The organism is Pseudomonas sp. LB1P83 (genome assembly GCF_054897885.1).
This window is the reverse complement of the sequence record NZ_CM142709.1, coordinates 6,106,890-6,119,872: the sequence shown is the minus strand read 5'-3', so window position 1 is coordinate 6,119,872 and position 12,983 is coordinate 6,106,890. Positions and strand designations below refer to the sequence as shown.

The 12,983-nt window shown below is 59.6% G+C and carries 13 protein-coding genes; 8 read left to right on the top strand and 5 right to left on the bottom strand.

Going from position 1 to position 12,983, the window contains the following annotated elements; all coding sequences use genetic code 11:
• Nucleotides 1-43: 43 nt before the first annotated feature.
• The 3 genes from phoU to ACYZTY_RS28170 all read left to right on the top strand — a co-directional run bounded on the left by phoU (nt 44) and on the right by ACYZTY_RS28170 (nt 2,999).
• On the top strand, nt 44-805 hold the full coding sequence (gene phoU / locus ACYZTY_RS28180; protein ID WP_461956350.1) for a phosphate signaling complex protein PhoU: 762 nt from the start codon (nt 44-46) through the stop codon (nt 803-805).
• A 167-nt stretch (nt 806-972) separates the two neighbouring features.
• Nucleotides 973-1,878, top strand: coding sequence for a response regulator (locus tag ACYZTY_RS28175; protein ID WP_461956349.1), 906 nt, complete (start codon nt 973-975; stop codon nt 1,876-1,878).
• Between the two features lie 224 nt (nt 1,879-2,102).
• Nucleotides 2,103-2,999: a peptidoglycan DD-metalloendopeptidase family protein gene (locus tag ACYZTY_RS28170; RefSeq protein WP_461956348.1), complete on the top strand. Its 897-nt coding sequence runs from the start codon at nt 2,103-2,105 to the stop codon at nt 2,997-2,999.
• Nucleotides 3,000-3,171: 172 nt separating this feature from the next.
• On the opposite strand, the gene ACYZTY_RS28165 is transcribed toward ACYZTY_RS28170, so the two are convergent.
• From ACYZTY_RS28165 to phoB, 3 genes are all read right to left on the bottom strand, one after another.
• Entirely contained in the window at nt 3,172-4,512 is a 1,341-nt protein-coding gene (locus tag ACYZTY_RS28165) for a hemolysin family protein (RefSeq protein WP_461956347.1), read from the bottom strand.
• 123 nt (nt 4,513-4,635) lie between these two features.
• Nucleotides 4,636-5,922 (bottom strand): phosphate regulon sensor histidine kinase PhoR, encoded by a 1,287-nt coding sequence (gene phoR, locus ACYZTY_RS28160; RefSeq protein ID WP_461959407.1) that lies wholly within the window; start codon nt 5,920-5,922, stop codon nt 4,636-4,638.
• A gap of 81 nt (nt 5,923-6,003) precedes the next feature.
• A complete protein-coding gene (gene phoB, locus ACYZTY_RS28155; RefSeq protein ID WP_008150066.1) occupies nt 6,004-6,693 on the bottom strand; it encodes a phosphate regulon transcriptional regulator PhoB in 690 nt (229 codons plus the stop codon).
• Between the two features lie 152 nt (nt 6,694-6,845).
• Here phoB and ACYZTY_RS28150 point away from each other — a divergent pair, with 152 nt between their 5' ends.
• On the top strand, nt 6,846-7,232 hold the full coding sequence (locus ACYZTY_RS28150) for a COG4315 family predicted lipoprotein (protein WP_461956346.1): 387 nt from the start codon (nt 6,846-6,848) through the stop codon (nt 7,230-7,232).
• 80 nt (nt 7,233-7,312) lie between these two features.
• On the opposite strand, the gene ubiA is transcribed toward ACYZTY_RS28150, so the two are convergent.
• Both ubiA and ACYZTY_RS28140 read right to left on the bottom strand, forming a co-directional pair.
• Nucleotides 7,313-8,203, bottom strand: coding sequence for a 4-hydroxybenzoate octaprenyltransferase (ubiA, locus tag ACYZTY_RS28145; protein ID WP_461956345.1), 891 nt, complete (start codon nt 8,201-8,203; stop codon nt 7,313-7,315).
• Nucleotides 8,203-8,766 (bottom strand): chorismate--pyruvate lyase family protein, encoded by a 564-nt coding sequence (locus tag ACYZTY_RS28140; RefSeq protein ID WP_461956344.1) that lies wholly within the window; start codon nt 8,764-8,766, stop codon nt 8,203-8,205. The genes ubiA and ACYZTY_RS28140 overlap by 1 nt, the downstream gene beginning before the upstream one ends.
• Nucleotides 8,767-8,968: 202 nt before the next feature.
• Here ACYZTY_RS28140 and ACYZTY_RS28135 point away from each other — a divergent pair, with 202 nt between their 5' ends.
• From ACYZTY_RS28135 to tssA, 4 genes are all read left to right on the top strand, one after another.
• Nucleotides 8,969-9,136: a rubredoxin gene (locus ACYZTY_RS28135; protein ID WP_007954349.1), complete on the top strand. Its 168-nt coding sequence runs from the start codon at nt 8,969-8,971 to the stop codon at nt 9,134-9,136.
• Between the two features lie 22 nt (nt 9,137-9,158).
• A complete protein-coding gene (locus ACYZTY_RS28130; RefSeq protein WP_461956343.1) occupies nt 9,159-10,307 on the top strand; it encodes an NAD(P)/FAD-dependent oxidoreductase in 1,149 nt (382 codons plus the stop codon).
• A 192-nt stretch (nt 10,308-10,499) separates the two neighbouring features.
• Nucleotides 10,500-10,775 (top strand): HU family DNA-binding protein, encoded by a 276-nt coding sequence (locus ACYZTY_RS28125; protein ID WP_003213368.1) that lies wholly within the window; start codon nt 10,500-10,502, stop codon nt 10,773-10,775.
• A 649-nt stretch (nt 10,776-11,424) separates the two neighbouring features.
• Nucleotides 11,425-12,981, top strand: coding sequence for a type VI secretion system protein TssA (gene tssA / locus ACYZTY_RS28120; RefSeq protein ID WP_461956342.1), 1,557 nt, complete (start codon nt 11,425-11,427; stop codon nt 12,979-12,981).
• Nucleotides 12,982-12,983 lie beyond the last annotated feature (2 nt).

The window sequence follows — 12,983 nt, the reverse complement described above, 5'->3', positions numbered from 1 at the left end:
AAGCTTGCGGCTTGAAGCTTGCAACTTTCGCGGAGCGAAACTGATGATTAGTAAAGAAGGCCTTACCCACCACATTTCCGCGCAGTTCAACGCTGAGCTGGAGGAAGTTCGCAGCCACCTCCTGGCCATGGGTGGTCTGGTGGAAAAGCAGGTTAATGACGCCGTGACCGCGCTGATCGAGGCCGACTCCGGCCTGGCCCAGCAGGTTCGCGAGATCGACGACCAGATCAACCAGATGGAACGCAACATCGACGAAGAATGCCTGCGCATTCTGGCTCGTCGTCAGCCGGCGGCGTCTGACTTGCGTCTGATCATCAGCATCTCCAAATCGGTGATCGACCTGGAACGCATCGGTGACGAAGCGACCAAGATCGCCCGTCGCGCCATTCAGTTGTGCGAAGAAGGCGAGGCCCCGCGCGGTTATGTCGAGGTTCGCCACATCGGCGACCAGGTGCGCAACATGGTTCGCGATTCGCTGGACGCCTTTGCCCGTTTCGACGCCGACCTGGCGTTGTCGGTTGCCCAGTACGACAAGATCATCGACCGTGAATACAAGACCGCGCTGCGCGAGCTTGCAACCTACATGATGGAAGACCCGCGCTCTATCTCGCGGGTCTTGAGCATCATCTGGGTGCTGCGTTCGCTGGAGCGCATCGGCGACCACGCGCGCAATATTGCAGAGTTGGTGATTTACCTGGTGCGCGGTACCGACGTGCGTCACCTGGGCCTCAAGCGCATGAAAGAAGAAGTTGAAGGCACAAGTGCCGAAACCGCTAATGTTCCGGGCAAAGCTGACGATAAGTAAGACTGCCCAAGAAAAACGCCCGGTCCTTTGGCCGGGCGTTTTTTTGTGTGGTTTTCGACTTCAAAAGCAGCACCCGCGAACGAAAAGTCCCGGCGTGACTGAAGGTTTTTGGCAATGTGCCATCAGTAAAACGGTATGCTTGCCGGGATTTTTTCGAGGGGTGATGGATGAGCAAGATCAGTGTGTTGGTGGTGGACGATGCGGCGTTCATTCGTGACCTGGTAAAGAAGTGCCTGCGTAACTACTTCCCGGGTATCCGGACAGAAGACGCCATCAACGGCAAAAAGGCTCAGGCCATGCTGGCCAAGGAAGCGTTCGACCTGGTCCTGTGCGACTGGGAAATGCCGGAAATGTCTGGCCTGGAATTGCTGACCTGGTGCCGCGAGCAAGACAACCTCAAGACCATGCCCTTCGTGATGGTGACCAGCCGTGGCGATAAAGAGAACGTGGTCCAGGCGATTCAGGCCGGCGTTTCCGGCTACGTCAGCAAGCCGTTCACCAACGAACAACTGCTGACCAAGGTCAAGCAAGCGCTGAACAAGGTCGGCAAGCTCGACGCCTTGATGAACGGCGCGCCGACCAAAATGAACTCGGCCTTCGGCAATGATTCCCTGAGCGCATTGACCGGCGGCAAGGCTGCCGTGGTCGCCGCTCCGGCACCGGCGGCTGCACCTTCGCGCGGTTTGCTCAACAGCCCACCGGTCAAGGCACCGGTCGCTGCTTCCGCTTCAGCCAGCGGTCGGGGTCAAGGCCAGTTGCGTTTGCCAAGCGGCATTCAGCAATGCGTGATCAAAGCCCTGAGCATCAAGGAAGCGCTGCTGGTGGTGAAGCGCACCGACACGCTGCCGCAAGTCCTCGACAGCGCCGTGCTTGACCTGGAGCAGGGCGACAACGCCGAAGTCGCCCGCCTCAATGGCTACCTGCACGCCATCGTCGCGTTTGAACCGAAACCCGACAGCGACTGGCTGCAACTGACCTTCCGCTTTGTGGATCAGGATGCGCAGAAGCTCGACTACATCTCCCGCCTGATTGCTCGTGGTACGGCGCAGAAGCATTTCGTTCCAGGCGCTTGATCTTCGTCGCCTGACAGTCCGTCTTCGCGGGCAAGCCTCGCTCCTACAGGTTTTTGTGTCGTTCATGATGACTACCAAAACCGAGGAGCGAGGCTTGCCCGCGAAGGGGCCCTCAAATTCACCACACATCTGCTGAACACCCCATTTTGAAACATCTGCCGACTACCCTGGTCCATTGCAGCTGCTAGGCTCCTCCCCAGGCCTTACTCGACAGACACTTGCCCATGCTCGCGCGCCTGCTGTTTTTCTGTGGTCTTTTCATGGCCTCCACCTCGGCTGTGGCCATGACTATCTACAAGTCCACCGACGCCAATGGCGTGGTCTCCTACAGCGACCGCCCCACGAAAGGCTCCCAGGTGTTCGTTTTCCGTGATCGCATGGTCGAGCACCTTGAGCGCCAGGTGTACCTGGAGATCAAGAAGCAGAAGGGTGTGGACAACGTGTACGTGCGCAACGACCTGTATGCACCGGTCGAGATCGAGCTGAGTTTTGCCGGGCTGAACAACGTCAGCGGCGCGCCGAGCCGACCGATCCGCCGGGTGATGCCGGCCCGCAGCAACATTCGTCTGGCGCTGCTCACGGCGACGCAAGCCGGAAGACCGCTGGCGTACACCCCAAGGTTCGAATATTCCCTTGGCGACCCTTCAGGGGCCGCCATGGCCTATCGGTATCCGCTGCCCTGGCGTGGCGGGCCGTTCCGGTTGAGTCAGGGCGCCAACGGCCAATACAGCCATTTCGGCGCCAAGAACCGTTACGCCATGGACATTGCCATGCCCGAAGGCACGCCGATCATTGCGGCACGTGGCGGGGTAGTCGTGAAAACCGAAAATGCCCAGACCGGGCGCGGCAACGATCCATCCGGCAACTTTGTGCGGGTGCTGCACGATGACGGAACCATGGGCGTATACCTTCACCTCAAGCAAGGTTCAGTCAGCGTCCGCGAAGGGCAACGAGTAGCGGTGGGGAGTGCGCTGGCACTGTCGGGCAATACCGGCAACAGCAGTGGGCCGCATTTGCACTTCGTGGTGCAGCGCAATACGGGGTTGGGGCTGGTGTCGATTCCGTATCAGTTCAATCAACCGGTGGGTGCGTTGCCCAACTTTGCGTTGGGCAAGCAATAGGCGGATCAGCGCGATTACTGTGGCGAGGGAGCTTGCTCCCGTCGGCCGATCCGCGCCCGGGCGCAGCAGGCGCAATCCAGCCTATGCAGTCTGCCTGAATAAACTGGGTAGTCGGTTTTGGGGCCGCTTCGCAGCCCAGCGGGAGCAAGCTCCCTCGCCACAGGTACCGCGCTTAATCCAGCATCAACACTTTGGCCAAAATGATCTTCGGCCCTTTCATCTTCTTGATGATGATCCGCAAGCCTTCGACTTCCAGCACCTCTTCCTCTTCCGGCACCCGTTTCAGGGTTTCGTAGACCAGCCCGGCGAGGGTTTCGGCTTCGATGTGGTCAAGATCGATGCCCAGCAGGCGCTCGACCTTGAACAGCGGCGTGTCGCCCCGAACCAGCAGTTTGCCCGGCTGGTAAGCGAGGATGCCGCGCTCAGCCTTGCGGTGTTCGTCCTGAATATCGCCCACCAGCACTTCAAGCACGTCTTCCATGGTCAGGTAGCCGATGATGTTGCCATCGGCTTCTTCGACCAGCGCGAAGTGCGAGCCGCCCTTGCGGAACTGCTCCAGCAGCTGCGACAGCGGCATGTGCCGCGACACACGCTCCAGCGGCCGGGTCAGCTCGGCGAGGTTGAACGACTCGGGAATGTGGTCCAGGGCGGCCAATTCGAGCAGCAGGTCCTTGATGTGCAGCAGGCCGACGAACTCCTGGCTTTCGCTGTCGTACACCGGATAACGGCTGAACTTGTGGCGACGGAACATCGCCAGGATTTCCTTGAGCGGCGCGTTGAACTCCAGCGTCACCAGGTCTTCCCGGGAGTTGGCCCAGTCGACCACTTCCAGCTCACCCATTTCCACCGCCGAGGCCAATACACGCATGCCTTGGTCGCTCGGGTCCTGGCCACGGCTGGAGTGCAGGATCAGTTTCAGTTCTTCACGGCTGTAATGGTGCTCGTGATGCGGGCCGGGCTCACCCTGGCCGGCGATCCGCAGGATCGTGTTGGCGCTGGCGTTGAGCAGGTAAATCGCCGGGTACATCGCCCAGTAAAACAGGTACAGCGGCACCGCGGTCCAGAGCGACAGCAGCTCGGGTTTGCGAATGGCCCAGGATTTCGGCGCCAGTTCACCGACCACGATGTGCAGGTACGAGATGACGAAGAACGCGGCGAAGAACGACACGCCTTTGATCACTTCGGGCGACTGCACGCCGACGGCTTCAAGCAGCGGCTCGAGGATGTGCGCGAACGCCGGTTCACCGACCCAGCCAAGGCCCAGGGAAGCGAGGGTGATACCTAATTGGCACGCCGAGAGGTACGCATCGAGCTGACTGTGAACGGTGCGCAGGATGTGTCCGCGCCAGCCGTTTTTTTCAGCGATGGCCTCGACCCGGGTCGAGCGCAATTTGACCATGGCGAATTCCGCCGCAACGAAAAAGCCGTTGAGCAAAACCAGGATCAGAGCAAAAAGAATCATGCCGAAATCGGCGAAGAGTGTCGCGAGGGTCAAGCCAGGGGAAGGGTCCATGATGGAGTTTTGCGGGTTCCGTGTATTCGAAAAGAGGGTCGATGCGGTGCCTGAAGGGCAGGCACAAGTCAGCCAATGTAGCGGCTGACTTGGTGATTGCCTAGTGGCGAGTGCTGGCCGGTATCAGTCGGCGGTGCTGATGACCCGGGTTTTCGTGACTTGGGCCGGCGCAAAATGGCAGGTAAACGTGCTGCCATGCCCCGGCACACTGCTGATTTCCATCCGCGCGCGGTGCCGTAGCAGTACGTGTTTGACGATCGCCAGGCCGAGGCCAGTGCCACCGGTGTTGGAGTTACGGCTGGAGTCGACGCGGTAGAAACGTTCGGTCAGGCGTGGCAGATGTTTGCTGTCGATGCCGATCCCGGAGTCCTGCACGCTCAGGTGTGCGCCTTGCTCATCGCCCCACCAGCGAATGCGGATATTGCCTTCGGCCGGGGTGTATTTCACCGCGTTGAACACCAGATTGGAAAACGCGCTGCGCAACTCGGCTTCGCTGCCCTTGAGCAGAATCGTCGGATCGGCTTCCAGGGTGATGCGCTGGTTTTTCTGGCCGGACAACTGCTGAGCATCGCTGGTGATCGATTGCAGCAGGCCGTCGATGACCACCGGCTGGTTGTCCGACGGGTAATCGGTGGCTTCCAGTTTGGCCAGCAGCAGCAAGTCGTTGAGCAAGGTCTGCATGCGCCCACCTTGCTGCTGCATTTGCTGCAAGGCACGGGTCCAGCGCGGGTTCACTTCCTCGACGTTGTCGAGCAGGGTTTCCAGGTAGCCGCAGATCACCGTCAGCGGTGTGCGCAATTCGTGGGACACGTTGGCGATGAAATCTTTGCGCATCTGTTCCAGTTGATGAATGCGCGTCACATCGCGCACCAGCATCAAATGTTCGTTGTTGCCGTAGCGGGTGATGTACAGCTGAATGCGTACGCGATCATTGGTCGGCGAAGGGATTTCCAGCGGTTCGGCGTAGCTGCTCTGCTCGAAATATTCCTTGAAGCGCGGATGCCGTACCAGGTTGGTGACCGGCTGGCCGCTGTCTTGCGGTGTCTTGAGGCCGAGCAGGGTTTCGGCGGCGCGGTTCCACCATTCCAGGTTGCCATCGCTGTCGAGCATGATGACGGCGTCTTTCAGCGCGGCGGTGGATTCCTGAACCCGATCGATCACCGCTTGCAGGCGTCCACGCACACGTTGGTCGCGGCGTTGCAGGTGGTAGATGCTGTCGAACACTTCACCCCACAGGCCATAGCCGTCAGGTGGGGCTTCGTCGGGTTTGTGCAGCCGCAGCCATTCGTGCAGACGCAGCAATTGCTTGAGGGTCCAGGCCAGGTAAAGGCCCAGGCCCGCGGCGAGGCTCCAGCCGTAGTAGCCGGTAATCAGGCCGATCACCAAACAGCCGGTCACCAGCAACAGCATGTGGCGAATCAGGGTGCCATGCCAGTTTTGGTTCAATTGAAAACGCGTCCTTGTCAGCTTGTCGGGCGGGAAAGGTCTTGGTCAGGCTTTGGTAGAAAAGCGATAACCTGTGCCGCGCACGGTTTGTACCAGATTTTCGTAGGCGTCACCGAGGGCTTTGCGCAGACGGCGGATGTGCACGTCGACGGTGCGCTCCTCGACATACACGTTGCCGCCCCAGACCTGATCCAGCAGTTGGCCACGAGTGTAGGCACGTTCCTGGTGAGTCATGAAAAATTGCAGCAGACGGTATTCGGTCGGGCCCATCTCGGCCGGTTTGCCGTCGATGGTCACGCGGTGGCTGATCGGGTCGAGCAGCAGGCCGCCGACTTCGATCGGTGTCTCGCCATCGGTTGGGCCGGCACGGCGCAGTACGGCTTTGAGGCGCGCCACCAGCTCACGAGGGGAAAACGGCTTGGTGATGTAGTCGTCGGCGCCGACTTCCAGGCCCTGGATCTTGTTGTCCTCTTCGCCCTTGGCGGTGAGCATGATGATCGGGATGTCCCCGGTCAGCTCATCGCGCTTGAGACGACGGGCAAGCTCGATGCCGGAGGTGCCGGGCAGCATCCAGTCGAGCAGGATCAGGTCCGGCTTGCGGTCGACGATGATGGCATGGGCCTGTTGGGAGTTCTCAGCCTCCAGGCAGTCATAGCCGGCCATTTCCAACGCAACGGCGATCATTTCGCGAATGGGCGCTTCGTCGTCGACGATCAGAATGCTCCTGCCAACCATGCCTTAATCCTCTTGTCATTTAACTGTCTTGCGCCGCATTAGATAACGGAATTATTGCAGTCGTGTGACAGTATTTTAGTCGACCGGCGATTGTCATGATCCTGAACTAAGCTCTAAGTCCGAATCCTGACAACCACAAAAGGAAGGTTTCCATGAAGCACATCGCTCAATCCTGGAAGGCTCTGCTGGTCACTGCTGCGCTGACGCTGCCGACAATGGCCTTCGCTGAAGACCCGGGCATGGTTAAAGACGGCATGATGGTCGACCACAAAGGCATGACGTTGTACACCTTCGACAACGACACTGGCGGCAAGTCGGCGTGTACCGGCAAGTGCGCAGAGAACTGGCCGCCATTGATGGCCAAGGCGACTGACAAGGATGAAGGCAAGTGGACCATCATCAAGCGTGACGACGGCACGATGCAGTGGGCATTCGACGGCAAGCCGCTGTACTACTTCGTTCAAGACAAGAAGCCAGGAGACATGACGGGCGACAAGAAGATGGACAAGTGGCACATCCTCCAAGGGCCGAAGATGTAACGAACTCAGTGTCCGCAGCCTCGCTCTCTGTAGGAGCGAGGCTTGGCCTGGGCGGCACTCCGACGAAGGCGTCATCCGCCTCAGCGCAATCCGTAATCCAGCACAATCCCCACAAATATCGCCAACCCCGCCCAGTGGTTGTGCAAGAACGCCTTGAAGCAACGCATCCGGTCCTTGCCGCGGGTGTACCAGAACTCCCACGCAAAACAGCCCGCCGCCGCCAGCAATCCGAGGTGGAACCAGCCACCCAGCTCGAACTTCGATCCCGCCAGCAGCAGGCAGCCAAGCGCCAACCCTTGCAGGGTCAGAATGATCACCCGGTCCGCCTCGCCAAACAGAATCGCCGTGGATTTCACACCGATCTTCAGGTCGTCGTCGCGGTCGGTCATCGCGTAGTAAGTGTCGTAGCCCACGGTCCACAGCAGGTTGGCGATCCACAGCAACCACGCGGCTGCTGGCAGTTCACCGGTTTCGGCGGTGAACGCCATCGGCATGCCCCAGGAAAACGCCGCGCCCAACACCACTTGCGGGTAATAGGTGTAGCGCTTCATGAACGGGTAGCTGAAGGCCAGCGCCAAACCGCCGAACGACAACCAGACCGTGGCCGCATTGGTACCCAGCACCAGCAGGAAACTCACACCCATCAGCAGCGCGAAGAACACCAGGGCTTCTTTGGAGCTGATCTTGCCGCTCACCAGCGGGCGCTGTTCGGTGCGTTTCACGTGGCCGTCGACCTTGCGGTCCGCCCAGTCGTTGATCACGCAGCCGCCAGCGCGGGTCAGCACCACGCCAAGGACGAAAATCACAATGTTGGCCAGGGATGGTGAGCCTTTGCCGGCAATCCACAGCGCCCACAGCGTCGGCCACAGCAGCAGATAAATGCCGATCGGCTTGTCCATGCGGGTCAACTGAATGAAATCCCAAGCCCGAGGGTTCAAGCGGTTCAGGGACTTGAGCAGGCTTTGGTACATCAGCAATTCTCCGGCTGGGCACGGGTGGCGAGCCACAAGGTCGGCAGGAAGATCTCGGCCACCAGCACGCTCAAGGCGCCACGGTCGAAACGCGAGCGACGGCCCCACAGTTCAGGGGCCCGGAACTCCAGCGGCAGCCATTCCTGAGGATAGTGACAAACCTCGATGGCGCGGCGCTGGAACGCGTGATCACAAAACAGCAATTCGCCCAAAGAGCGGCTACCCAGTTCATCCATGTGCAAGCCGTCACCCTGCAAGGCACTGCGCGCTGCCACGCTACGGGCAAACACCCAGGCCTCGCCGTGCCCACGCAAATACACCTCGCGCACCCAGCCTTCACTGCCTTCGTCCAACTCCAGCGCGGCACATTCGTCGGCGCGCAGCGTTTGCCAGCCTTCAAACAGCGGTGTGACGCTGAAACTGTCATTCGACAAGCGGATCAGTCGTCGGGTCAGGGAGCCTTCGTCGAACAGCCAGTCGAGGGTAGACGTGTCGGGGAGGGGCGCCAGTTGGCTTTGAAGAAGCCACAGAGGAGTCGCGGAGGGGGATTTTGAGTGCGGCACAGTGAGTCATTATTGGCAGCAAATGAGGCGGCGAGCTTACCATGTCAGCCAGCGATTTTGATTGATCCGGGCCGCCGTTACGCCGAACAGGCTTGCATCTGCCGGGCCTGATCAGTACAAAACGCCCCTGAGCCGGACGGCATCGCTCCACCTATCGACCGTCCGCGCCGGCAATAAGCCTGAATCCTGAGGAAGTACTTGAATGAAAAAGTGGCAATGTGTGGTCTGCGGCCTGATCTATAACGAAGCCGACGGCTGGCCGGACGACGGCATTGCGCCGGGCACGCTGTGGCAAGACGTGCCGGAAGACTGGCTGTGCCCGGACTGCGGCGTAGGAAAGATGGATTTCGAAATGATCGAAATCAACTAACAAGACACCAGAGGAGTAAGGAATGAACGCACCTGTCGTGATCGTCGGCACCGGGCTGGCTGGCTACAACCTGGCCCGCGAGTTTCGCAAGCTCGATGGCGAAACCCCGCTGCTATTGATTACCGCCGATGACGGACGCTCCTACTCCAAGCCGATGCTCTCCACCGGTTTTGGCAAGAGCAAAGATGCCGACGGCCTGAGCATGGCGGAACCGGGCGCCATGGCCGAGCAATTGAAAGCCGAAGTGCGTACTCACACGCGCATAAGCGGCATCGATCCGGGCCACAAACGCCTGTGGATCGGTGAGGAAGCGGTGATTTATCGCGACCTGATTCTGGCATGGGGCGCGGAAACCGTGCGGGTGCCCATCGAAGGCGACGCGGCTGATGCGGTGTTCCCGATCAACGACCTGGAAGATTACGCGCGCTTCCGTGCCGCGGCGACAGGCAAGCGCCGGGTGTTGCTGCTCGGTGCCGGCTTGATCGGCTGCGAGTTTGCCAATGACTTGATCCTCGGCGGCTACGAGGTACAACTGGTTGCACCGTGCGAACAAGTCATGCCGACTCTGTTGCACCCGGCGGCAGCCGCTGCGGTTCAGGCCGGGCTGGAAAGCCTGGGCGCGCGCTTCCACCTTGGGCCGGTGCTCAACCGCTTGCAGCGCGTCGCGGACGGCGTGGAAGCGCATCTGTCCGATGGCCAGGTGATTCCCTGCGACGTGGTGGTCTCGGCCATTGGCCTGCGTCCTCGTATTGATCTGGCGGCAGCGGCCGGTGTGCAGGTCAATCGCGGCGTGGTGGTCGACCGCCACTTGAAAACCTCCCACGCCAATATCTACGCCCTGGGCGACTGCGCCGAGGTCGATGGGCTGAATCTGTTGTACGTCATGCCCCTGATGAGCTGTGCGAGAGCACTGGCGCAAACCCTCGCCGGCAACCCCACCGCCGTGAGTTATGGCCCGATGCCGATCACCGTGAAAACCCCGGTCTGTCCGTTGGTGGTTTCGCCGCCACCACGGGGCGCCGAGGGCGTCTGGACCGTCGAAGGGCAGGGCGCGGACATCAAAGTCTTGTGTCGCGATGCCAGCGGAAAACTGCTCGGATATGCCCTGACAGGCGCGGCGGTGATGGAAAAACTGGCCCTCAACAAAGAGCTTCCGGCACTGCTGGCGTAAATACCGGTCGTTCTGTCGGAATCACCCCGCTTTTGCCCCTACAAAGGTCGCGCCGAGACTGGCGCGGCTCTTCCGTGCATGCCATTCTCACTCCCGTCTGCCGCAGAGTAGAGCTCCTGCGGCGCTTTGGGCGCTGTTCCAACGAGAACAGCACGGACATAACAACAAAAAACCGTCAAAGGGGCTTCACTAATGCGTAAACCAGAACTCGCCGCCGCCATCGCGGAAAAAGCAGATCTCACCAAAGAGCAGGCCAACCGCGTTCTCAACGCTGTTCTCGAAGAAATCACTGGCGCTCTGCACCGCAAGGACAGCGTGACGCTGGTAGGCTTCGGTACTTTCCTGCAACGCCACCGCGGTGCCCGCACCGGCAAAAACCCGCAAACCGGCGAACCTGTCAAAATCAAGGCCAGCAACACCGTTGCGTTCAAGCCGGGCAAGTCGTTGAAAGACAGCGTTAATCCATAATTGCGGCGAACTCCCTGAATAACGGGGATAACCGTATTGAAAAATGGGCACACCGATTGAATCGGGTGCCCATTTTTTATGAGCGTTTTTTGTTCTGTGTATGTTTGGTGGACTAATTAATACAGGTTGGAAAACAACTGCCCACACATCCAATTGTTCGCGACCGACCTTACAAAAAAACTGCCTTATATAAAGTGCCATCATAAGGATGGCACTTTCTTAACTCTCTGATGTCGCCCCTCGTTTGTTCGCAGATGACCGCAATCTTTCGGACAGTTCCTACATTCATCCTCCTCTATTGTTGGCATGCTTCACGCCTGCCATTAGGGCGGTGCTGTCCACGATTTGATGAAGGCATCACCAGCCGCTCTGGCTCAAAGGTTTCAGGGCTGCCAGATGAGGGGGAAAATATTAAATCGACATCAGGGAATCCCCTTACACATATAGGGAAATCTCCTACACGCAATAAACAACAGTTCGTCTTGTTGTTTAATTGGATGCTTGCTAGTGGCCATCATTGTGATTACGATGCGCCCACTTGAAAGAGCACGAACTCAATTGGATGAGACTCATCGCAGCTCTTTGATACTGTCCCGCGCCGCTGCAACTGCAATTGGCGTTCGACCGTCATCCTAATTAAAGGCCATGGATGTCCTACTCAAGCAAACTTTCTGCTCATTACCTTGAACTCTCAAAAGCCTCTGTTTCCAAAGAGAATTTCGCGGGCGAGGACGTTCGCTTTTCGAGCGAATATGAAGCGCTGGAAAGCGAGTTGGCAAAAGCTTCGTCCATGCACGAAAGCGGTCAGATCGACTGGCTGAAAATCCGCGAAAACAGCGAAAACCTGCTGCGCACCCAGTCCAAGGATTTGCGGGTCGGCGCCTGGTTGACGTGGGCCTTGTACCAGCGTGAATCGTTCCAGGGCCTGCTGGCCGGCCTCGGTTTGTTGCACCACCTGTGCGAGAACCACTGGGCCGAAGTCCATCCGAACAAGGCCCGTACGCGCTCCGCTGCGATCAGTTGGCTGGTGCCGCGTCTCGAGCAGGTGCTGACCGAAAACGTCGCGATCAAAGAGCAGTTGCCGATGTTCCGGCGGCTGGTCGAACACCTTGAAGGCCTCGACGCCGCCTGCACCGAGCACTTGGGCGACGATGCGCCGCTGCTGCTGCCAATCTCCCGCCGCCTGAAAAACATGGTGCAACGCGCCGCTGACAATCAGCCGGAACCCGGTGTGGTGGGCGCTGCGGTGGCCCAGGTCAAACAGGCCGCCACGCAGCTGTTCACCCCCGGCGCACCGATCGACAACGAAAAAGAAGCCCACAAGGCACTGCGCGCCCAGCAGGAAAGTGCCCGTCCGTTGTGCGCCTGGTGGCTCAAGCAAAAAGCCACCGACCTGCGCGCCCTGCGCCTCAATCGCACGTTGCTGTGGTTGCCCATCGACGCGGTGCCTGAGCGTAACGCCGAGCAAATCACCGTGCTACGCGGCTTGCCCGCCGACAAGCTCAAGGCCTATCAGGACCGTTACGATCAGGCCAAATACGCCGACCTGCTGGTGGAACTGGAGGCGAGCCTGGCGAAGGCGCCATTCTGGTTCGATGGCCAGCGAATGGTCTGGGAATGCCTTCAGGGCCTGAACGCCGAGATGGCAATGCGCGAAGTGGAAATCCACTTCGCGCTTTTGATTCAGCGTCTGCCCGGCATCGTCGAACTGCGTTTCCACGACGGCGCGCCGTTCGCCGATCCGGCCACCCGCGCCTGGATCAGCGCCAACGTCATGCCGCACCTGCAAAGCGCCAGTGCGCCGCGCAAGGTCGAAGTCGCCGACACCCAGCCGGCCTGGGAACTGGCCCTGGAAGAAGTCCTGCCGATTCTGCGCAAGGACGGCCTCAAGGCCGCCGTGCAGATTCTCAAGCAGGGTCTGCAAAGCGCCCAAGGCGGGCGCGTGCGGTTCTTCTGGCAGTTCGCCCTCGCGCGGCTGTGCTTCATGGCCAAGAAATACGAACTGGCCAAGACCCAACTCGAAACCCTCGACCAAACATTACAGGACTCAGGCCTGAACGCCTGGGAGCCCGATCTTGCGCTGGAAGTGCTGCATTTACTGCATAGCTGCTGCGAGTTGTTACCGCAGAACCATGCCGTACGTGAACGCAAGGAAGAGATTTATCGCAGGCTGTGCCACCTCGATCTCGAAGTGGTACTCGAATAGGC